The following is a 21134-nucleotide window of genomic DNA, read 5'->3' on the forward strand; positions in this document are numbered from 1 at the left end:
TCTCCCCTGATCGCCGAATGGGTGGGAGTAAAAGCTTTCTCTCCTACACGCACAGGAGAGCAACCGGACTATGACGGTCCCCGGATAGCCTCGATGGAATTGACGGAAGATACTCTACCCCGTGTAAGTACCCGTGCAACAGTGCCTGCGGGAGTCTATTTCCGGCTGATTGTTTTCCGGAAGTCCGGAAATAACTATGTCTTCCAGTCGGTTGCCGATTACGCCTCCAATGGTACGGGCACTCCTGTACTCAAACAAGGGAAACTGCTGACACGCTCGGGAACGATACGTGTGGTGGGCTACTCCTTTAATACCACTGCCGACTTGGGAGATATGCCTTCCACGTATGCCTACAACAGCAGTACAGTGTCTATCCCTGACATGAGCAAGGACTTCATGACCTTCGATTCCGGAGATATAACAAATGTAAATAGCCTGAGCCACAATCTTCTTCCGGTGAGTTTCAGCCAGAAGCTATGTAAATTGACGATTACCATCAGTCCTACCGGATTTCCAAGCAATACGATCACCAATTGCACGGGTGTATACGTAAAGCAAGGTGGAAATTCCACATCATGGAAGATCGGTCCTTCGACCAATGTGGTAGCCGCCAACACGAATAATACGGCGGCATTCAGTCCGAAGACGACTCTGAGTACAACCATACGCATGGTTCCGTTTGCAGGGGCAAGGACCATTACAGTGCATTTCAATACGCTGACAATAAGCGGACGGACCGTTCCCAACAATACGGAAATCACCTCCACCCAAAGCATACAGTTGAAAGAGGGAAAAAGCTATACGATGAAAATACAGTTTAAGAAAACCATCGGAATTAATGTACCCTCCGGAAGTATCAATTTAACTACAAATGGTTGTTCCTCAGCCGATAAAACAGCGTTAGCCAAGCTGATCTGGGCAGACGGGAATCTGAAAAGCACCGGATCTGCTAGTTATGTGTGGGGGACTTATTCAGAATATGGATATTATTACACATGGAAAAGTACATATACGGGAAATACATCACTCAATAATACCGATCCTTGCCCAAAACTTAAAAGTGATTACGGAACGGGGTGGCGTACCCCTTCAAAAGATGAAATGGACAAGTTATCCAGATGTACGAATAAAGCTGTTGTAACCAGCGGAGGTAATAAGGGATTTTGGTTTATGAACTCAACAATAGGACTTTTCTTACCATTTGGTGGATCTCACGGTGGCGCTACAGGAAGTAAGACAACTCCTCCAGGCAATGCCGGTTCAGAAGGAGCTTACTGGTGCCTTGATGCTAATGGTTCAACATATGGTTATCTACTATATTTTACTACTGGTGGTGAATCCCGAACGGGCCACTATCCAAAGACTAATGGACAATCTGTCCGTTGCGTGAAAAACAAATAATAATATTCACTTTTAAACTTAACAAATCATGAAAACCGAACTCAAAGGCTGGCTTGCGGACAATACCGTGACCACCGACAACAAAGAAGACAAAATCCTGGTACTGGAAAGCGCCGGAAACCTGACACTATCCGATGTACTGGATGAAATGAAGAAAGAAGATACCGGCTTGCGGGCAGAGACTTTAAAGCATGCCGTCGACCTCTTTCAGCGTACCGTATCGGAATTGGTACTGAACGGATACTCTGTCAATACGGGGCTTTTTCGTGCCGTACCCCAGTTTCGCGGTGTTATAGACGGTGGAGTATGGAATCCCGAGAAAAATTCTATCTATGTTTCTTTCAATCAGGATAAGGATTTACGTGAAGCCATCGCACGGACCGGCGTGAAAATTCTGGGAGCCAAAGGTGACCCGGCCTACTTCATCGGCGGTGAAGACGCCGCTACCCGAGCTACGGATGGTAGTGCAACTGCCGGACGTAACTATCGTCTGCAAGGAAAGAATATTAAAGTAACTGGTACAGACTCTGCAGTGGGTATCGTATTGATTGATGAGAAAGGTACGGAAACAAAGTTGCCGATGGATATGATCGCCGTAAACAACCCTTCGGAAGTGTTGGTGCTACTTCCTGCAGACTTAAAAGACGGAGTCTATGAATTACGACTGACTACCCAGTTTTCAACCGGTAATAAGTTGCTGAAAGTACCTCGTACAGTGATACGTAGCCTGGTTATTGGTCTTCCTTCGGGAGGGGGTGGTGATATTGTAGATGATCCTACAGCCTGATTCCTGGGAAAGAGGTTTTCCTTACTCGGGGAAACCTTGCTTCCTGGTGGAGGGAAACTATCGTTCCTTGGCTTAGGAAAGAGGATTGTGCAAAAACTCCGCCCTGCATTGCTTCATCTTTTATGTGAAGTGATGCAGGGCGGAGTTTTTCTATGGAATAAGGCGTCCTTTGTCAGGCTTTGCCATCCTCGTGGCAATGACAATGCTCGCCCAGCACCCGGTGAGGCAGTGTGCCGTGTCCCAGCAGCTCGATCGGGCAGTTGAAGTTCCGTTCCAGCCATTCGGTGTTGACGCTTGCGGCCGGGTGATAGTCCAGTGTTTCGTTCACGCAGGCGATGTTCTTTACCTGTTGCAGCACCGTCCCGATGTCATGGCTGACGAGGATGATGGCGCAGTCGCGGTTGATCTCCGCCAGCAGCTGGTAGAGGCGGGCTTCGAAGCGCTTGTCGATGTAGGTGCTCGGCTCGTCGAGAATAAGCAGTTGCGGGTCGCTGATGATGGCTCGTCCCAGCAGGGCGCGTTGCAGTTGTCCGCCGCTCAGCTGTCCGATGGCCCGGTGTTCAAGTCCCTCGAGTCCCATGCGGTGGATCACTTGTCGGGCTTTCTCGCGGTGACGGTCATTGAAACGGCCGGTCAGCGACTTCTTGGAGCTGAGTCCCGAGAGGACTACCTCGAGAACCGAGATGGGGAAGGAGCGGTCGATCGAGTTGTACTGCGGGAGATAGCCCGTCGTGAGTGGTTCGTGATATTTGATGATTTCTCCTCCTGTGGGGCGAAGCAGTCCCAGAATGCATTTGATAAGCGTTGTCTTGCCTCCGCCGTTGGGCCCGATGATGCCGAGGAAATCGTGCTCGTAGACCTCCAGATCGACATCGTGGAGCACCGTGCGTCCGTCATAGGCGGCGGAGAGTCCTCTGATGGAGAGGAGGGGGGAGGAAGTCGCTGCTTCCGTATGCTTGTGGGGTTTTCTTTCTTTATCCATGAATTGCTTGAGGTTGGTTATTAGTATCCGGATTCACCACGGAGGCTTCTCGCCACATTCAGCATCTCTTCTTCCCAGTCGTACGAAAGGGGATTGATGGAGATCACCCGGGTGCCGGTCTGCTTCGCGATGATTTCGGCGTTTCGGCGGTCAAATTCCGGTTGGACGAAAATGACGCGTACCCCTTCCTTTTTACAGAGATCCATCAGCCCTTTCAGGTGGGCGGGCGACGGCTCTTTGCCTCCCTCTTCGATACTGATCTGATGCAGTCCGTAGTCGCGGGCGAAGTAGGAGAGTGCCGGATGGTAGATGATGAAGGCACGGTCGGCGCCGGGCACCGACAACGTTTGCCGGATCAGGCTGTCTGTCTGCTCGATGCGTTGGCAGAGCGAGTCATAGCGAGTCTTGTAGTATGCTTCGTTCTCTTTGTCGAGTACGGTGAGCGCCTTGAATGTATTTCCGGCTATGATCAACGCGTTGGCGGTGGAGTTCCAGATGTGCGGCTCCACACCTCCTTCATGGCGGTGGTCGCCGTGATCGAAGGCGGACTCAAAGATCAGGTCCACCCCTGTTGAGGTGTCGAACACCTGGATATGAGGAGTATTGTTCATCAACCGGTCCATCCACGAGCGTTCGAATCCGATATAGCCGATGCGCAGATATGCCTCACTTTCACCCAGCGATACCAGTTGCTGCGGGGTGGGGTCGTAAGTCTCGGGGCTGCTGCCTTTGGGCACCATGCTGCGTACGGTGAACTTATCTCCGGCAATGGCTTCGGTGAAGTACCGTTGCGGTTCCATCGTGACGGTGATGATCCGCTCTCCCGCATCGCCTTTCCCGCGGCCGGAACAGGCGGAAAGGAGCAGGAGGAAAAGGAAGAGAACAGTCTGTCCTCTCATTCCTCTCCCGGGGATATGGGTTACTATTGACTGATGTGTTCGATTCATTCTCATAATGTTTATCCTTTCTGTTTTAATGTGGGTTGCGCGTTACATTGCGTTACGGCCGGAGAATCCTGGGATCTCTTCTTTGCCCTCAGTATCTCCCTTTTGCCTCCCGGAGGTCCGGGCAGACGTTCAACGATGAATCCTGCCGCTTGCAACATCCTTCTTACCACTCCTTTAGCGCAATAAGTGGTCAGTATTCCTTCTTCTTCCATCATAACGTACAGCTCATCGAATAGTTCTTGCGTCCACATCTCAGGTTGTTTCTCCGGTGCGAAGGCATCGAAATAAAGGAGGGAGAATAACGATGTACGGTCAGTGATCAATGATGAACGGTCCATGATTGTGAAGTCTCCCTGTATCTTCCTCAGGGTGAAATGCGGAGTGATCCGCACGTCTTCTCCCCAGGGCGATGTATGGAGGGCTTTCATCCATTGCGCGGTCTGTTCATCGCCGGTCGTTAATCGTTGTTCACCATCCCCTCCCGGTCGGTCGTTATATCTCAGTTTCTCTACCGTTTCCCATGGCAGCGGGTAAAGCTCGATGCCCGTATAATGGATCTGTCTGCCCGATCTTTCCGCTTCAATCAGTGTGAGCAATGCGTTCAGCCCCGTTCCGAAACCGATTTCAAGGATATGGGGTGCAGGAGAAGCAGAGGCTTTCAGGCCCATGTCGATAAAGATATGAGAGGACTCCGTCAGAGCCCCTTTCACGGAATGGTAGTGCTCGTTCAGCTCCGGAACGAAGAGGGTGGCACTTCCGTCGGCCGTATATTCAATGATTCTTTCCATATTCTTCTTTACATAACCAGGTTCAGGGCTTCCTGCATGGCTTTCAGCAGGATGATGTAGCGTATCAGTTTTCCGGCGAACATTGAAGCCGTGGTCAGCCATACATTGCTCCTCATATATCCGAGGGCTATGGATATCACTTCACCGATGGCGGGCAGAAAGGCGAAGAACGCCATCAAAGCGCCTTTCCCCTGAAGGAAGCGTTGCATCTTGTCTATCTTTTCCTTCTTGACCTTGAAGTATTTCTCGATCCAGTCTATCCTGCCCAAGCGCCCCATATAGTAGCAGGTCATCCCTCCGGCGGTGTTCCCCAGCGAGGCGGAAATGAGGCAAAGGGTAGGATCGAGTCCCAACTTTACCAGTCCCAGCAGCACGATCTCCGAACTGAACGGGACAATACTTCCGGCCAGCAGTGCCGAAATGAACAGGCCGGGATATCCCCAGTCGATAAGTATCTGTGAAACGGTTTCTATAAAAGCGTCCATATATTAAAGCAGAATAAAGCGATAAGGGTAATCATCGAACCGATAAAGAAGAGGTTGGACGATTTGCTGTTGGTCAGTACAAACAAGTGTCCCACTAATATACTGATGCCTATCAGCAACAGCGAAAGCAGATTCATGCTCAGGGCGGGTTGCAACACAATGAACAGGAAGATGCAGAAGTTGAGGAAAATAAGAAAGTGCAGATAAGCGCGTGTCCGTATCTTGTCCTCATATCCTGCCACGATGCAATGTATCGAACTGACTATGTAGAGGATGAATAGATAGCCCAGCGTGACGACTTCCCATAGTTGGAAGTCACGGCCGAAGTCAATGTCCCGGAAGTCGGCCAGATGGATGAACGGTTGGTAGAAAAGCTCTATTTCGTTGTGAAAAAAGGCATGTCCCAATAAGAACCAGTAAGGGATGCTCCAACCTATTATGGCACCGCAGAAACTGCGGAACGTGAGCGACTGAAAACCGGATGCACCCATCAGCCAGATGGGGATGAAGTACGTCAGCTGAGGAAACGCCACGCTGCCGGCGCTCAGCAAAGCAAACGAATGGAACAGATAACCGGCAGGACGAGGCTGCTGATAGCTTTTGAACAGGAAATAGAGCGAAATGAGAAAGGTTACAGCAGCGACGTCGCCCGCATAGAGCAGGTGCATGCCGGGGCAGGCCGTGATGAGCAGAAAGTAAAGTGAGGTTTGTACGGATGCTCTCATGCGGATGATGGCAAACGTATTGTTCAGCTCTATCAGGAAATAGCCGATACCGGCAAAGAGCAAAAAGCTGACAATGCGGTTGGCCCATGCGGGTATGTTCACGATATTCCACAGCGGGTAGGACGACTCCTTAACTTCCAGTCCGGGCAGGAGAACGGAGGTCAGCACCCAACAGGCAATACACGTAAAGATAACGATGGGCAGCGTAAATCTGCCCGCCGTTATCCGTCCTTGTAATCTTTGATTCCTCATTATAAATCGAAGCCGATGTCGCGGCGATAATTCTTGTCTTTGAAGTCAATCATGTCGGCCACTTTGTAGCATTGTGCCAGTGCGTCGGCCTTGTCGTTGCCATACGAGCAGATGGCAAGCACACGTCCGCCGGAGGTCACTGCCTGTCCGTCCTTCATGGCTGTTCCGGCATGAAACAGAATGCTGTCCGTTGCCCGGGCTGCTTCCAGTCCGTTGATGGCATATCCTTTCTGATAGGTTTCGGGGTATCCTCCGCTGACCATCATCACACAAGTGGCTGTACGCGGATCGATGACAAGCGATCGGGCGTCGAGGTTACCTTCGGCCACCCCTTCCAGCAGTTCTACCAGGTCGCTCTGTATGCGCAGCATGACACTTTCGGTTTCGGGATCACCCATACGGACATTGTATTCGATTACCATCGGTTCGCCTTTCACGTTGATCAGCCCCAGGAAGATGAATCCTTTATAGGTGATACCTTCTGCCTTTAGTCCGTTGACAGTCGGTTCGATGATGCGGGTACGTACCTTTTCCATAAACACTTCGTCGGCAAACGGAACGGGAGTCACACTGCCCATACCGCCGGTATTGAGCCCTTTGTCACCTTCGCCGATGCGTTTGTAGTCTTTGGCTACGGGCAGCACCTTATAGTGGTCGCCATCTGTCAGTACAAATACCGAACATTCGATACCACTCAGGAACTCTTCAATGACAACGGTTGCCGAGGCATTGCCGAACATACCTCCGAGCATCTCTTTCAGTTCTTTCTTGGCTTCTTCGAGAGTCGGCAGAATCAATACTCCTTTTCCGGCACAAAGTCCGTCTGCTTTCAGCACATAAGGAGCTTCAAGTGTTTCGAGAAATGCCAGTCCTTCGTTCAGGGTATCGGCTGTCACGCTTTGGTAGCGGGCTGTCGGTATGTGGTGGCGGTGCATGAATTCTTTCGCGAACTCCTTACTGCCTTCCAGCCTGGCTCCTTCTTTCGACGGGCCGATAATGGCGATGTTTTTCAGGCAGGGGTTACTTTGGAAGTGGTCATAGATACCTTCTACCAACGGGTCTTCGGGGCCTACCACAATCATATCGATACTTTCTTCAAGAGCGAATGCCCCTAAAGCGGCGAAGTCGGTTGCTTTGATATTCACGTTTTCACCTACTTCACCGGTTCCGGCATTGCCGGGTGCAATGAACAGCTTCTCTACTTTCGGACTTTGGGCGATTTTCCATGCCAGGGCGTGTTCACGGCCGCCCGAACCTAATAGTAATATCTTCATGTCTTTTGAGGATTTATATCTTTATAAATAGTCTTCGAAATAACGGGTTATCTTTTCATGCAGATGTACACGGTCGCGGCCTGACACATTGTGCTTGTGGCACGGGTAGATGAAGAGGTCCGGATACGTGCGGGCATCGATGCACGCTTTCATAAACGAGAGGGTGTGCTGCGGCACGCAGGTGTCGTCGTGGTCATCGTGGATGATCATCAGATGTCCTTTCAGGTTGCCTGCCAGGTTTTTCAGGTTACACTCTTTATATCCTTTCGGATTGCTTTGCGGGGTATCCATATAGCGTTCTCCGTACATCACTTCGTAATACCCCCAGTCAATGACGGGACCGCCGGCCACGCCCACTTTAAATATTTCGGGATAGCGAAGGAGAAGGGCAGTGGTCATGTGACCGCCAAAGCTCCAGCCGTGTACTCCGATACGGTTCCCATCGACGTAGGGGAGGCTTTTCAGGAATTCGGTTCCTTTCACCTGGTCTCTTCCTTCTTCGATTCCCAACTGGCGGAAAGTAACATTCTCAAAATCGAGTCCCCGATTGCTGCTTCCACGTCCGTCTACGGTAAACATGATGTAACCTTTGTTGGCCATATAGATATCCCAGCCTCGTGCACCGTTCTGCCAGCCGTTGGTGACCAGTTGTGCGTGAGGACCGCCGTATACGTATACGATAGCCGGGTATTTCTTGTTCGGATCGAAATCGGCCGGTTTTATTAATCGGTAATATAAGTCCGTCTTGCCATCTGCTGCTTTGATGGTACCTGTCTCGATACCCGGCATCTTGTAGCCGGTGAAAGGATCGGCTGCTGTGAGCAGATTGACGCTTTTACCACTTTGCACATCGATGATATTGATACTTCTCGGGACAGTCGGTGAGTTGTATTGGTCAATCAGGTAGCGTCCCGAAGGGCTCAACTGGCCGCTGTGTACGCCTTCTGCACTGCCCAGGGGAGTACGTGTTCCGGTTTTTGTATCCAGGCGGAACAGGTTGTCCTGCAATGGCGAGAACTCTGTGCTGGCAATAATAATCTCTTTTTTCTTGGTGTCGAAGCCCAGAACCTCTTTTACCAGCCAGTCTCCCTCGGTCAACTGACGGATTTGCCGGCCGTTCGTATCGTACAGGTAAAGGTGGCTGAAGCCATCTTTTTGGCTCTGGTAGATGAACTTGCTGTTATCCCAAGGCAGGAAAATGATAGGGTCCTGCGGCTCTACATACTTGTCGCTCTTCTCTTCAAAAAGAGTGGCCGTCAATTCGCCTGTTTCAACATCATACCGGCACAACTTGGCATGATTTTGATCGCGGTTCAACTCGATCAGATAAAGGCTCTTTTCATCCGGCGCCCAACTGATGTTAGTGAAATAGCGATCGGTCGGGTCTCCGGCATTGAGATAGATACTTTTGCCGGTAGCGGGGTTGTAGATGCCTACTTTTACCTGGTGGCTGGTCATCCCTGCCATCGGGTAGCGGATGTTGTTGACTTCGGCAATGGGAGCTGTGACATCGACCAGGGGATATTGGGCTACCATACTTTGATCCATCCGATAGAATGCGAGCAGATTGCCCAAGGGACTCCAGAAAGTTCCTTTCTTAATTCCGAATTCGTTGCGATGAACAGACTGGCCGCATACGATACCTTCCGGTTCGTTGGTTACGGCCCGATCGTCCACATACAGATTGTTGCCTATGGTATAGGCTACATGTCCCGTTTCAGGGTGATAATCTCTATTGGCACCTTCCTTTGGCAATGGACGTGTGCTGATAACCTCACGGTAGTCGAAATCGTATACGATGTATTTATCCGGCAGGGTGATCAGCATAAGGCTTTTCTTCGGCCATGGGAAACTGACATTGTAGAAGTGTTGCAACTTACCGTGATTTCCGGCTTCCAACGCCTTGTTTACTATGTTGCGGGTGGTGAGCGGTGTTTCTTTTCCGTTTTTAGGGTTTATCATGAACACTGCTTCTATTCCCGGTTTGATACATTGGTCACCCCACCATTGCAGGCCGGATATATTCTCGGCAGAACGGTAGGTAGCTCCACCCGGAATCAGATCCTCCAAGGTCGGCATTTTCGGTTCTTGTGCCATAATGTTTGGTATTAGTAAGGATAAGAGCATTACTAACAAAGCACTCTTTTGTTTACTGTTGGTTTTCATGATTTGCTTTATCATTATTTAAATCCTTTGATTTATACTCTGTCTGATTTCGTCGTTTCCGGGCGGATGACAGCGTCATACTTTGGTACCGTATCGTTTATCTTCTATGACTGCCTGTTCATCCGTCTGTATATTTGTGTTCGGAACGGTTTAGTCCTCCTGGGGCTTTTTGATTTTGGGCTCACGGTTGCCTTTGAATTCTCTCGGTCTTCTGTCTCCGTATTCCGAATTACGTTCTTCGCGTGGGCTTCTTTCTCCTCTGAAACCGCCTTCCTCCCGGCGCGGCTTGAACTCTCTTCTTTCCTTCGGAGCACGTTCACCGTTTTCATCACCGCCTTCCTGGCTTTTGAATTCCTTATATTTACCGTCGAAAATCTGATATTTACGGAATTCACATTCCAAAGGACCGTTGAATAAGGGAGTTTTTACGCTCGGTTTCAGGCCAATCTGATCGAAACACTCTTCACGATAAGAAAGTATCCATGCATCGTTACCCACAAAAGCGTGTTTCAGGCGTTCGCCGATCATATTGTACAGTCCCAGCAAGTCGTTGGTCGAAATACGTTCTCCGTAAGGGGGATTGGTTATAATGATCGATTTTTCAGCCGGCTGTTCGAATTGCTGGAACGGTTGCAACTTCAGGATAATGTCTTTTGATACCCCTGCTGCCTTCACGTTGTGCGTTGCGATTTCGTTGGCTTTGGGATTGTTGTCATAACCGTATATCTTGTGGGTAAATTCACGTTCCTGACTGTCGTCGTTGTATATCCGGTCGAACAGGTTTTGATCGAAATCTCCCCATTTTTCAAAAGCAAACTCTTTGCGAAACACTCCCGGCGCGATATTACGGGCAATCAGGGCTGCTTCAATGGGAATAGTACCTGAACCGCACATCGGGTCAATCAGGTCGCATTCGCCTTTCCATCCGGTCATCAAAATCATACCGGCGGCCAGAACTTCATTTAATGGAGCTTCTACGGCTTCCTGACGGTAACCTCTGCGGTGGAGCGATTCGCCCGATGAATCGAGTGAAAGCGTACAGGTAGTCTGTGCAATGTGTATATTCAGTAGTACATCCGGTCTGCTGATACGCACAGAAGGGCGTTTTCCATTCAATTCGCGGAAATAATCGACAATGGCATCTTTTACTTTGTATGAGACAAACTTGGAGTGGCGGAATTCATCGCTGAATACTACTGCGTCGACAGCAAAGGTTTTGTCTACATCCAGGATTTCTTCCCAACGGATGGCTTTGATTTGTTCATATACAGCATCAGCGTCTTTTGCGGTGAAGTGCTTAATTGGTTTTAAAATACGGATTGCGGTACGCAGGCAGAAATTTGCTTTGTACATCATCTCCTTGTCACCGGTAAACGAGACCATGCGGCGGCCTATTTGTACGTCGTTTGCCCCAAGTGTTGTCAATTCCTCAGCCAGTATCTCTTCCAGTCCCTGAAAGGTTTTGGCAATCATTTCAAATTGTTCGCTCATAAAAATGGATAACATGCCAGTATGCTAATGTTCCGGTAATGAACCGGGCGACCGGCGCTTTAATGTTGTTAATTATATTATTTTTTCGCTTTTGTCTGTACGATTCTTGCCCCTGCCGGTATGTTCTCTGTCACCCAGATGTTACCGCCTACGGTCGCATCACGCCCGATGGTAATCCGGCCCAGAATGGTGGCATTGGAGTATACAATCACGTTATCTTCCAGAATCGGATGACGTGGAATGCCTTTAATAGGTTTGCCGTCAGCATCCAGGGGGAAGCTTCTGGCACCCAATGTCACCCCCTGATAGAGTTTCACATTATTACCGATGATACTTGTCGCACCAATCACTACACCGGTTCCATGGTCGATCGTGAAATGTGTGCCGATTCTTGCTCCCGGATGTATGTCAATACCGGTTTCGCTATGTGCCATTTCGGTGATGATACGGGGGATAAGCGGTACACCCAATTCCAGAAGTTCGTGGGCGATGCGATAGTTGCTGATGGCTTTGATGGCCGGATAGCAGAAGATCACTTCACCAAAACTTTGTGCAGCCGGGTCACCGTTGTAAGCAGCTTCCACATCTGTAGCCAGGACACGGCGCAAGTGCGGTAGTTTGCTGATAAACTTGGCAGCCAGGCGCGCTGCTTCTTCACGTTTGGCCTCGGTACATTCATCGCACCGGTCACCATTACCGAAACATAAACCGGCGAGAATCTGCTCTGTTAGCAGATTGAACAGCTTTTCTACATTGACACCAATGTGGTAATTGATAGTCCGGCTGTTGACTGTTGAGTTTCCGTAATATCCGGGAAAGAGAATGGAACGCGCTAATTCGATAACATCGCACAATACCCGTGGCGAGGGTAATGGCTCACCGTCTTTATGTTGGTGAAACAGTCCTTTGTATGATTCGCTTTCCGATAGCTCATCGACTGTCTGTGTCAGGATGTGAGTGAAGTTCAGTGGACTCATTATGAGACTATTCTAATTATATTGGCTACAAAGATATGAATAATTGCGCATAAAAAGTAGTACGTTTGTTATCGAATTTAAAAAAAGGATGTATTTTTGTTGGGTATTACACGATAAATCAAAACAATGAGGCATAGAGCAAACCTGGCAATTGTATTTTTTTGTTTGTTATTACCGTTAACAGGCTGTAAGCAAAAAATAAACCGTTCTGATTCCGCTTTTGGGGGTATGAGCATAGACTCTGTGGAACGTTGTGCTCAGGATTCATTGTTTAGTAATACCCGATATTCACGTTCTTTGTTGCGACACGCCATGGCGGATGCTCCGGATAGCCTGTCTTATTATTACCTTTTGTCATTTTATTCCAAATCTTATTTTGTTACGGCAGACTTTGATTCAGTCTTGTATTACAATCGGCTTGTGAAGCGCTTTTGTAATGAAGTGGAGCTTTCCGCGGAAGTGCATGATCTGCTTTCGACTGTTTATAATATGGAAGGCAACGTCTTGATGCAGCGCACTCAGCCCGATTCGGCGATTATCTCCTATAAAAAAGCCTACGAAGAAAGGCTTCAAGGACAACAAACGGACTATCTACCGGACTTGTGCATAAATTTGGCTGATGCCAATGTGCATAAGGGAGATTATGCGTATGCCGCTTATTATTATCGTCGCGCACTGTTCATTTGTGATTCTCTCGGATTGCCCGATCGTAATAAATTTCCGGTTTACTATGGTCTCGGACAGACTTATATGGAATTACGTGATTTTGAGCTTTCCAATCATTATTATGAACTTGCAGGAAACTTTTTTCCTCAGATGAGCGTGTCTGAGAAATGGACTTACCTGAATAACCGGGGAAACCATTTTTATTATAAAAAAGACTATCCGCAGGCTGTTCATTATATTGGGCGTGCATTAGAGGTCGTGAAGTCTTATCCTCAAATGGTTTTTGAACAGAATTTGTGTAAGGCAAATCTTGGAGAACTTTATGTGATTACCAATAAACTGGATTCAGCGCAATTATATCTGGACGAGAGCTATCGCTTCTTTTCCGGAATCGGGAATCAATCGGCGCTTTATTACATAGAGACTCAAATGATCGAGCTTGCACTTAAAAAGGGAAATGTCGCTCTTGCCGGAGATATAATCAGACGATCAGCCGATTACGGGCATATAGATGCCAATATGATCAATATCCGTAATCACTATCTACAGCATTATTACGAGCAGGTGGGAAACTATAAAAAGGCTTATGAATATCAGAAACACGATCTTCAACTTAATGATTCCATCCGTAATGAACGTGTCAGGACGCGTGTAGCCGAACTGGATATGCGTTACCGGCAGGATACGATTGTGATGCGGAAAGAATTGGTGATCGAGAAACAAAAAGGAGAGATGGAGGTGCTGAAACTGACAACCTATATATGGGCTCTGATCGGTATTGTATCTGTTATTGTAGCGGGACTTGTTTATTGGTATATGAAGAAGAAACGCATGTTTCTTCAGGAACGGCATATCAACCAGATCAGCCGTTTCCGTATGGAGAATATCCGGAATCGTCTTTCACCGCATTTCACGTTTAATGTATTGAATCGTGAGATCAGTCGGTTTAGGGATGGGGAAACGTTGTGTGGTGATCTGACAGAATTGGTGAAACTACTTCGTAAGAGCTTGGAATTGACAGAGAAACTCAGTATTTCTCTTTATGATGAACTGGAATTTGTGAAGACTTACATCCATCTTGAGCAAGGACGTCTCGGAAGTGATTTTTCAATGGATGTGAAGATCGAGGAAGACTTGGATATTCAGCAGGTTGTCATTCCTTCAATGGTAGTACAGATACCGGTGGAGAATGCATTGAAACATGGATTGGCCGGAATTGATGGTTTGAAGTTACTTGGTATATCTGTTTGCCGAAAGGGAAGTGGAATCCTTATTGATATTTGCGATAATGGACGTGGATATTCTCCACAAACTTTATCATCTACACGTGGAACAGGAACAGGGTTGAAAGTGCTTTATCAGACTATTCAGCTATTGAATGATAAGAATCGCGAGAAAATACGTTTTGAAATCAAGAATCTGGTGAATAATGGACAGACCGGAACACAAGTTCTAATCTATATACCATTGGATTATTCTTACAATTTATAAAGATAGGAAATTATGTATAAGGTGATCATTATAGATGATGAGAAGGCGGCTATTGAGACCTTACGCCGGGATCTGGAGGTGCAGACTGATCTGGAAATAAAAGGGACTGCCGGCAATGGGGCAAAAGGGAAGAAACTTATTATGGATATACATCCCGATCTTTTGTTCCTGGACATAGAGTTGCCCGATATTCAGGGAATCCGTTTGCTTAGTGAGATTCGTGAACAGGTGTTGTGGGATATGAAAGTCGTTTTCTATACTGCCTATGATAAATATCTGTTGCAGGCCTTGCGCGAATCGGCTTTTGATTATTTACTGAAGCCTTATGATATAGATGAACTGAATTTGATTATTGAACGTTACCGCAAGACGATGGCTTCTGTTCAGCCTCTGCCTTCTTTTGCTTCTGCTGTGGGTACTTTGATGCCCGGTAGAGATTTGTTTATGATTAGTACAGTAACGGGATTTAGATTTCTTCGTCTTGAAGAAATAGGTTATTTTGAATATCTGAAAGATAAGAGGCTGTGGCAAGTGGAACTTTTTAATCAAACGAAACTTTGTCTGAAGAAAAATACGACTGCCGGTGATATAATCGGCTATTCCGACGCATTTGTACAAATCAGTCAGTCGGCTATTATCAACATCAATTATCTGGCAATGATAAAGAGCAAACAGTGCTTACTCTATCCTCCTTTTAGTGATAAAGAAGACTTGATTATTTCACGCGGATTCTTGAAAGAACTACAAGAGCGCTTTTGTATAATTTGAAGTTTTTCTGTCGGATAGACTCTTATTTTACCGCTTATACTCTGACTGTAACCATATAATCGGCTTTCAGATAAAAAAGGGTTGCTATGCTTTTACTTTGATTGTATCTTTGTGAGGTACGATTACTCTTAAAAACAACTGAGATGAACAGTGTTAAACAATTAAACAACTCTCTTGATAGTTAACTGGTTGGGTAAAGCCGGAGCTTTTTGTGAAAAAACTCCGGCTATTTTATGATGTTGTTATCTCAAATAATCTTTTTTATTTCTTCTTTATGTTTCACGTGACACAAAAAAAGACCGAAGCTGTTAGCAACGGTCTTTTTTAGAGTATTTAATGTGTTAGATCTTTAAGAAAGAGTAAAGTGTTTGGAGATTATAGATTAGGGTTATCCATTGTAACGGTCATTTCCGGAGCCAGTATAAATTCACTTTTCCGGTTATTCCATTTATAATAGTTTGTGGTAATGGTTTTGCCTTCGTACGTATAGCGAACCAGCAAATCGTTCTCCCAATTATTTTTATTGCTGTTCCATTTCATAGTCTGACTTTCAATCATGCGTTTATTGTCATCGTATTTATAGTTATATTTCATATAATTGGCTAGGGAAGAGCCTTCTTTCTTATAAACGGTTTGTCCTATTAACATGCCGTTTTCTTCTTCGGAGTTATAAATAAGATTGTTATCATAGTTCCGGGCGGAAACTGCAACGCTGCTTACCAAAAGAACTGCTGACAATGCTACTGTTTTTAAAAATCCTGTTGTTTTCATGATATCTGTTTTTAAGTCTTTAAATTGTCATATTTCTACCATTTGTTGGCTTTAACGGTGGCAAAGTTACATATTAAACGGATATAAATGCATAAAATCGAAAGAATTTTATCATATTGTCAGTATTAGGACCTTTGAGTTACTTTCTTTTTGATAAGTATGCTGACAAAAAGATATCCGGCAGATTGTTTGCCGGATATTTATATAAACAGTAAGCATTTTTAGATGGATCTTTCATAGCTTTCTGTACGAATGGTTAATGATTGTTATCAATGTGCCTCCAGCCAGTTTGTACCCCATCCGCAATCTGCTTTTAAGGGAACATGCATACGATAGGCTTTCTCCATTTCCTCAATAACCACTTGCTCTACTATTTCTTTCTCTTTTGCCGGTACACTGAAATTCAGCTCATCGTGTACTTGCAAAATCATTTTTGCTTTCAGGCCTTCTGCTTTGAAACGTTCATAAATACGTGCCATAGCAACTTTGATTATGTCAGCTGCGCTTCCCTGTATCGGAGCATTGATGGCATTTCGCTCTGCGTATCCGCGTACTACGGCATTACGGGAGTTAATATCCGGTAAAAAGCGTTTGCGATGGAAAATCGTTTCCACATAACCGTGCTCGCGTGCCACCTGGATACTCTTGTCCATATAGGATTTTACTTGCGGATAGGTTTCAAAATAACCGTCTATCAGCTCTTTGGCTTCTTTGCGGTCGACATTCATGCGTTCCGCCAGGCCAAATACGGAGATACCGTAGATAATACCGAAATTGGCAGTCTTGGCCTTACGGCGCATATCGGCGGTAACCTCTTTTATATCTACCTTATAAATCTTGGCAGCTGTAGCCGCATGAATATCATAGCCACTGAGGAAAGCATCGATCATGTTTTTGTCTTCACTCAGGTGTGCCATTATGCGTAGCTCAATCTGTGAATAGTCGGCGGAGAAGAAACTGCAACCATCATCCGGAATAAAAGCTTTGCGTATCTCTTTACCGTCTTCGTCCCGGATCGGGATATTCTGCAGGTTAGGGTTACTTGAACTCAATCTTCCTGTTGCGGTAACGGTCTGGTTAAAGGAGGTGTGTATACGTCCGGTTTTGGGATTGATCAATTGCGGCAGAGCATCGATATAAGTACTTAATAGTTTCTTAAGTCCCCGGTATTCCAAAATCTTACCGATGATATCGTGCTTATTTCGCAAGCTCTCCAATACCTCTTCTGAGGTGACGTACTGTCCGGTTTTTGTTTTTTTAGCTTTCTCTACTATTTTCAATTTATCAAAAAGTATCTCTCCTACCTGTTTGGGAGATGCAATGTTGAATTCTCCTTCGGCGAGAGTATAAATTTCTTTTTCGATACTTTGCAGTCTCGTAGTGAAGTGTTCCGACGATTGTTTCAGAGCCTCCGTATCTAAACGCACTCCGTTGCTCTCGATATTGACAAGAACAGGGACCAGAGGCATTTCGATTTCATAGAATAACTTCTCGGCATCATTTTTCTTTAATTCCTGTTCCAGTATATTTTTAAGTTTTAGTGTAACGTCTGCATCTTCGCAGGCGTACAGATAAACTTCTTGAGGGGAGAGGTCGCGCATATTTTTCTGCCCTTTGCCTTTTGGCCCTATTAACTCTTCAATATGTATGGTTTGATAATGCAGATAGATTTCGGCCAGATAATCCATGTTATGACGGAGTTCGGGTTGGAGGACATAATGTGCTACCATGGTATCGAAGAGTTTACCTCGGACTTCAATCCCATAGTTTTGCAGAACGAGCATGTCGTACTTTATATTCTGACCGACCTTGAGTGACTTCTCGTTTTTGAAGACAGGTTCGAACTCCCGAACGATTTTGATTGCCTCTTCCCGTTCGGCAGGTACCGGAACGTAAAATGCCTGATTTTCGGTAATACTAAAACTCATTCCAACCAATTCTGCATCCATTGGATCCGTTCCGGTGGTTTCCGTATCTAACGCAAGAATTTCGGATGTAAGTAGTTTTTTAATAATTTCGTTTCTTTTCTCCTCTGTATCAATTAATTGGTAGTCGTAGCTTAATGAATTTAAGCTTTCCAGATTTGATTTTTTTTCTTCATTCGTATGATCGGGCGTAAATTCTTCAAAGAGATTGCCTTGAACCGGGCCGTTTTCCTGATTAAATAATGTACCGGCGATAGGGGAGGCGGGTGATGATTCTTTTTTGAATATCCGTTCCATCAGTGTGCGGAATTCCAGCTCTTCAAATATTTTACGCAACGTGTCCTCATCTGCTTGTTCCCGGACGAGTGAGTTCATATCGAGCCGGATAGGTACATCCACTTTGATTGTTGCCAGGAATTTGGAGAAAATAATCATTTCCCGATTCGTCTCGACTTTTGTCTTCAGTGCTCCTTTCAACTGATCGGTATGTTCAAGCAGATTTTCTATACTCCCAAACTCGGCAATTAATTTTTGGGCAGTTTTTTCTCCCACACCCGGACACCCCGGAATATTATCGGAAGAGTCGCCCATCAGTCCGAGCATATCTATCACTTGTGCCGGTGATTGAATATCGAATTTAGCTTTTACTTGTTCTACCCCCATAACTTCAAATTCTTTGTCTCCATATTTGGGGCGATACATAAATACATGATCCGTTACCAACTGACCATAGTCCTTGTCAGGAGTCATCATATAAGTAGTGATACCCTGATTGCCGGCTTCTGTTGCCAGAGTTCCGATTACATCGTCCGCTTCATATCCCGCTACCTCCAGGATGGGGATTCGGTAAGCCTTGATAATATCTTTTATAATAGGTACCGAAAGACGGATTGCTTCCGGAGTTTCTTCTCGTTGAGCTTTGTACTGTTCAAAAGCTTCGTGGCGGAATGTGGGTCCCGGTGGATCGAATGCAACTCCAATGTGGGTGGGGTTCTCTTTCTTCAGCACCTCTTCCAGGGTGTTGACGAATCCTAGTATGGCTGAAGTATTAAAACCCTTGGAATTAATGCGGGGATTTTTAATGAACGCATAGTACGCCCGATAGATAAGAGCATAAGCATCCAAGAGGAATAGTTTGCTGTTTTGATTCATATTTTTCAGTTTTTTCATGGTAAAAGTACAAAAAAATACCGTATTAACCGTTTTATTATTACTTTTGTGCTCAAATAGTGTGTGCATGGATAGCTTATCTTTAATAAAGTCCCCGATTACTACGGAGCTGGAAGATTTCAAAAATCTATTTGATAGTTCTCTGTCCAGTTCAAATCTTTTGCTTAATAATGTGATTGCTCACATCCGGCAGAGGAATGGTAAGATGATGCGCCCTATCCTTGTGTTGCTTGTAGCAAAGCTTTACGGAGAAATAAAGCCTGAGACATTACATGCGGCAGTATCCCTTGAACTTCTTCATACGGCAAGTCTGGTGCACGACGATGTGGTAGACGAAAGTACAGAACGTCGCGGACAGTTATCAGTGAATGCTATTTTTAATAATAAAGTAGCAGTGCTGGTAGGCGATTTTCTTTTGGCAACAAGTCTGGTGCATGCCGAACGTACTCGTAATCATGATATAATCGGTGTGGTAGCGTGTTTGGGACAAGATTTGGCAGAAGGGGAGATACTTCAACTCTCTAATGTCAGTAACCGGGAATACTCTGAGACTATTTACTTCGATGTGATCCGTAAGAAGACGGCTGCCCTTTTTGCCGCATGTACTAAAGCTGCTGCTCTTTCAGTAGAAGTTACCGATGAAAAGGCTGAATTTGCACGTCTTTTTGGTGAGAACATCGGAATTTGCTTTCAGATTAAAGACGATATATTCGATTATTTTGAGAGTAAGGAGATTGGAAAACCGACCGGAAATGATATGCTGGAAGGTAAGCTTACTCTACCTGCTTTATATGTACTGAATACCACGACTGATGCGTGGGCTCAGGAAATGGCCCTTAGGGTAAAAGCCGGTACGGCTACAGTAGACGAAATCACCCGTTTAATCGAGTTTATCAAGCAAAACGGGGGAATAGAATATGCTGTGAAAGTGATGTATGAATACAAAGAGCGTGCTCTTGACCTATTGCGCACTTTGCCGGATTCGGCAGTAAAGACCTCCTTGATTACCTACTTGGATTATGTGGTCGATCGTGATAAATAAGTTTCTTATTTATTTCAGTGTTCTCTTTTTCCATGGACTGTTTGGGTTCTCTGTGGCCTGACGGTAAAGACGGATGTATAGTTCCTGCTTCCTTTTTTCAGTAGCTTCCATTGCCTGTCCTAATAAGAAACTTTTTCCTACCTCAGTCCAATCATTAAAAGCTTGTATGCATTGTTGTCCGGCCGAGCAAATATAGTTCCATGCAAGGCTTTCATCTATAAATCCCGCATCATAAGCTATGCGTGTCAGGCATACCATTCTTCCCATATCCCATGCAAGTACCCCTCTTTTTAGCTCCTCTTCTCCTATTTTGAAGGTTTGATCGGCTTTTATACAAGTGATGAAATGGTGCAGATTATTGCATTTGCGGATGAAAAGTTCTATGCCGAAAAAACGTTCGCGTATCTTTTCTTCCAGTTCTTTCGGATCATATTCGGCCACTAAAAAGGGTAGGAGAATGCTGAATGAAATGCGGTCGCCTTCATCATGCAGGAAATGAATCATTTCAATAACAGCCGTTTCATTTTTAATTCTGGGGTTTCTTAAAAGAAGTTTGGATAGGGTTTCTTTGCTTGCTCCGGTTGTCAGGCTGTCTACGTAGAAGTCTTCCTGTAAACTGGGGATCAGGCTGATTAGTAGACCCGTCTCTTTTGTGTTCTCTAAATTCTCCCTTTGTTGGTTCCGGTTGAATGGTTGAAATAATGCTTGTTCTGCCATACTCTTGTTTATTTTAATTCTTTGTTAACCGAAAAGCGTGAGAACTGTTGCTCTGTATCTTTCCTGGGGCTTCGGCAAGCCGTTATGATGATACAAGCAACAGTCTCACGCTCCATTCGATATATAACAAGAGTATATACGTGAAGGTGCGTGAGACCCGTTTGCTTATTACCTTTCATAACATGAATTTTGCCGAATTCCAGGAAAAAGATAATAATTGAAACGTTCTCTAATACAATGAATTAGCCTATTCTCTGTGGGCTAATATCTGCGCAAAGATAGAAAAATCTTCTGACTTCTCTGTAGCTA

At 45.8% G+C, this 21134-nt stretch carries 17 protein-coding genes; 5 read left to right on the forward strand and 12 right to left on the reverse strand.

Annotated features, from left to right (window positions below; translation table 11 throughout):
* The coding region (locus BSHG_RS16815) for a fimbrillin family protein (protein ID WP_008657884.1) at positions 1-1401 on the forward strand (1401 nt) is incomplete at its 5' end.
* Positions 1402-1429: 28 nt separating this feature from the next.
* Positions 1430-2188, forward strand: a complete 759-nt coding sequence (locus BSHG_RS16810; protein WP_005813927.1) for a DNA-binding domain-containing protein — start codon at positions 1430-1432, stop codon at positions 2186-2188.
* 172 nt (positions 2189-2360) lie between these two features.
* Here the strand turns inward: BSHG_RS16810 and BSHG_RS16805 are convergent, their stop codons facing one another.
* The 9 genes from BSHG_RS16805 to BSHG_RS16765 form a co-directional block, all read right to left on the reverse strand.
* A complete protein-coding gene (locus BSHG_RS16805) occupies positions 2361-3170 on the reverse strand; it encodes a metal ABC transporter ATP-binding protein (protein WP_005797003.1) in 810 nt (269 codons plus the stop codon).
* Between the two features lie 20 nt (positions 3171-3190).
* Entirely contained in the window at positions 3191-4117 is a 927-nt protein-coding gene (locus BSHG_RS16800) for a metal ABC transporter solute-binding protein, Zn/Mn family (RefSeq protein WP_008657886.1), read from the reverse strand.
* Positions 4118-4128: 11 nt separating this feature from the next.
* Positions 4129-4905 (reverse strand): tRNA (5-methylaminomethyl-2-thiouridine)(34)-methyltransferase MnmD, encoded by a 777-nt coding sequence (mnmD, locus tag BSHG_RS16795; RefSeq protein ID WP_005783682.1) that lies wholly within the window; start codon positions 4903-4905, stop codon positions 4129-4131.
* Between the two features lie 8 nt (positions 4906-4913).
* Complete coding sequence (locus tag BSHG_RS16790) at positions 4914-5390, reverse strand: YqaA family protein (protein ID WP_005783683.1); 477 nt, start codon at positions 5388-5390, stop codon at positions 4914-4916.
* Complete coding sequence (locus tag BSHG_RS16785) at positions 5375-6367, reverse strand: hypothetical protein (RefSeq protein ID WP_005783685.1); 993 nt, start codon at positions 6365-6367, stop codon at positions 5375-5377. The genes BSHG_RS16790 and BSHG_RS16785 overlap by 16 nt, the downstream gene beginning before the upstream one ends.
* Positions 6367-7641 (reverse strand): phosphoribosylamine--glycine ligase, encoded by a 1275-nt coding sequence (gene purD / locus BSHG_RS16780; protein WP_008657892.1) that lies wholly within the window; start codon positions 7639-7641, stop codon positions 6367-6369. Before purD ends, BSHG_RS16785 begins: the two co-directional genes overlap by 1 nt.
* A 21-nt stretch (positions 7642-7662) precedes the next feature.
* A complete protein-coding gene (locus BSHG_RS16775; protein ID WP_008657894.1) occupies positions 7663-9807 on the reverse strand; it encodes a S9 family peptidase in 2145 nt (714 codons plus the stop codon).
* A gap of 150 nt (positions 9808-9957) precedes the next feature.
* Positions 9958-11298, reverse strand: a complete 1341-nt coding sequence (locus tag BSHG_RS16770; RefSeq protein ID WP_032497329.1) for a class I SAM-dependent RNA methyltransferase — start codon at positions 11296-11298, stop codon at positions 9958-9960.
* A 77-nt stretch (positions 11299-11375) separates the two neighbouring features.
* Positions 11376-12275: a serine O-acetyltransferase gene (locus BSHG_RS16765; RefSeq protein ID WP_005783689.1), complete on the reverse strand. Its 900-nt coding sequence runs from the start codon at positions 12273-12275 to the stop codon at positions 11376-11378.
* 126 nt (positions 12276-12401) lie between these two features.
* On the opposite strand from BSHG_RS16765, the gene BSHG_RS16760 reads away from it, so the two are divergent.
* Together BSHG_RS16760 and BSHG_RS16755 are read left to right on the forward strand one after the other, a co-directional pair.
* Complete coding sequence (locus BSHG_RS16760) at positions 12402-14432, forward strand: histidine kinase (RefSeq protein WP_008657897.1); 2031 nt, start codon at positions 12402-12404, stop codon at positions 14430-14432.
* A 12-nt stretch (positions 14433-14444) separates the two neighbouring features.
* Complete coding sequence (locus BSHG_RS16755) at positions 14445-15200, forward strand: LytR/AlgR family response regulator transcription factor (protein ID WP_008657898.1); 756 nt, start codon at positions 14445-14447, stop codon at positions 15198-15200.
* A 375-nt stretch (positions 15201-15575) separates the two neighbouring features.
* Here the strand turns inward: BSHG_RS16755 and BSHG_RS16750 are convergent, their stop codons facing one another.
* Positions 15576-15971 (reverse strand): DUF3836 domain-containing protein, encoded by a 396-nt coding sequence (locus BSHG_RS16750; RefSeq protein WP_005783692.1) that lies wholly within the window; start codon positions 15969-15971, stop codon positions 15576-15578.
* Between the two features lie 269 nt (positions 15972-16240).
* The gene (gene polA / locus BSHG_RS16745; RefSeq protein ID WP_005796991.1) at positions 16241-19048 is read right to left on the reverse strand and encodes a DNA polymerase I; all 2808 of its coding nucleotides are present in this window, start codon (positions 19046-19048) and stop codon (positions 16241-16243) included.
* Positions 19049-19133: 85 nt separating this feature from the next.
* Between polA and BSHG_RS16740 the strand changes: the two genes are divergently transcribed.
* Positions 19134-20108, forward strand: coding sequence for a polyprenyl synthetase family protein (locus BSHG_RS16740; protein ID WP_005796989.1), 975 nt, complete (start codon positions 19134-19136; stop codon positions 20106-20108).
* 9 nt (positions 20109-20117) lie between these two features.
* Here the strand turns inward: BSHG_RS16740 and BSHG_RS16735 are convergent, their stop codons facing one another.
* Entirely contained in the window at positions 20118-20825 is a 708-nt protein-coding gene (locus BSHG_RS16735; protein WP_008657904.1) for a DUF1266 domain-containing protein, read from the reverse strand.
* Between the last annotated feature and the right edge of the window lie 309 nt (positions 20826-21134).

It is taken from the genome of Bacteroides sp. 3_2_5 (assembly GCF_000159855.2).
Lineage (GTDB): Bacteria > Bacteroidota > Bacteroidia > Bacteroidales > Bacteroidaceae > Bacteroides > Bacteroides fragilis.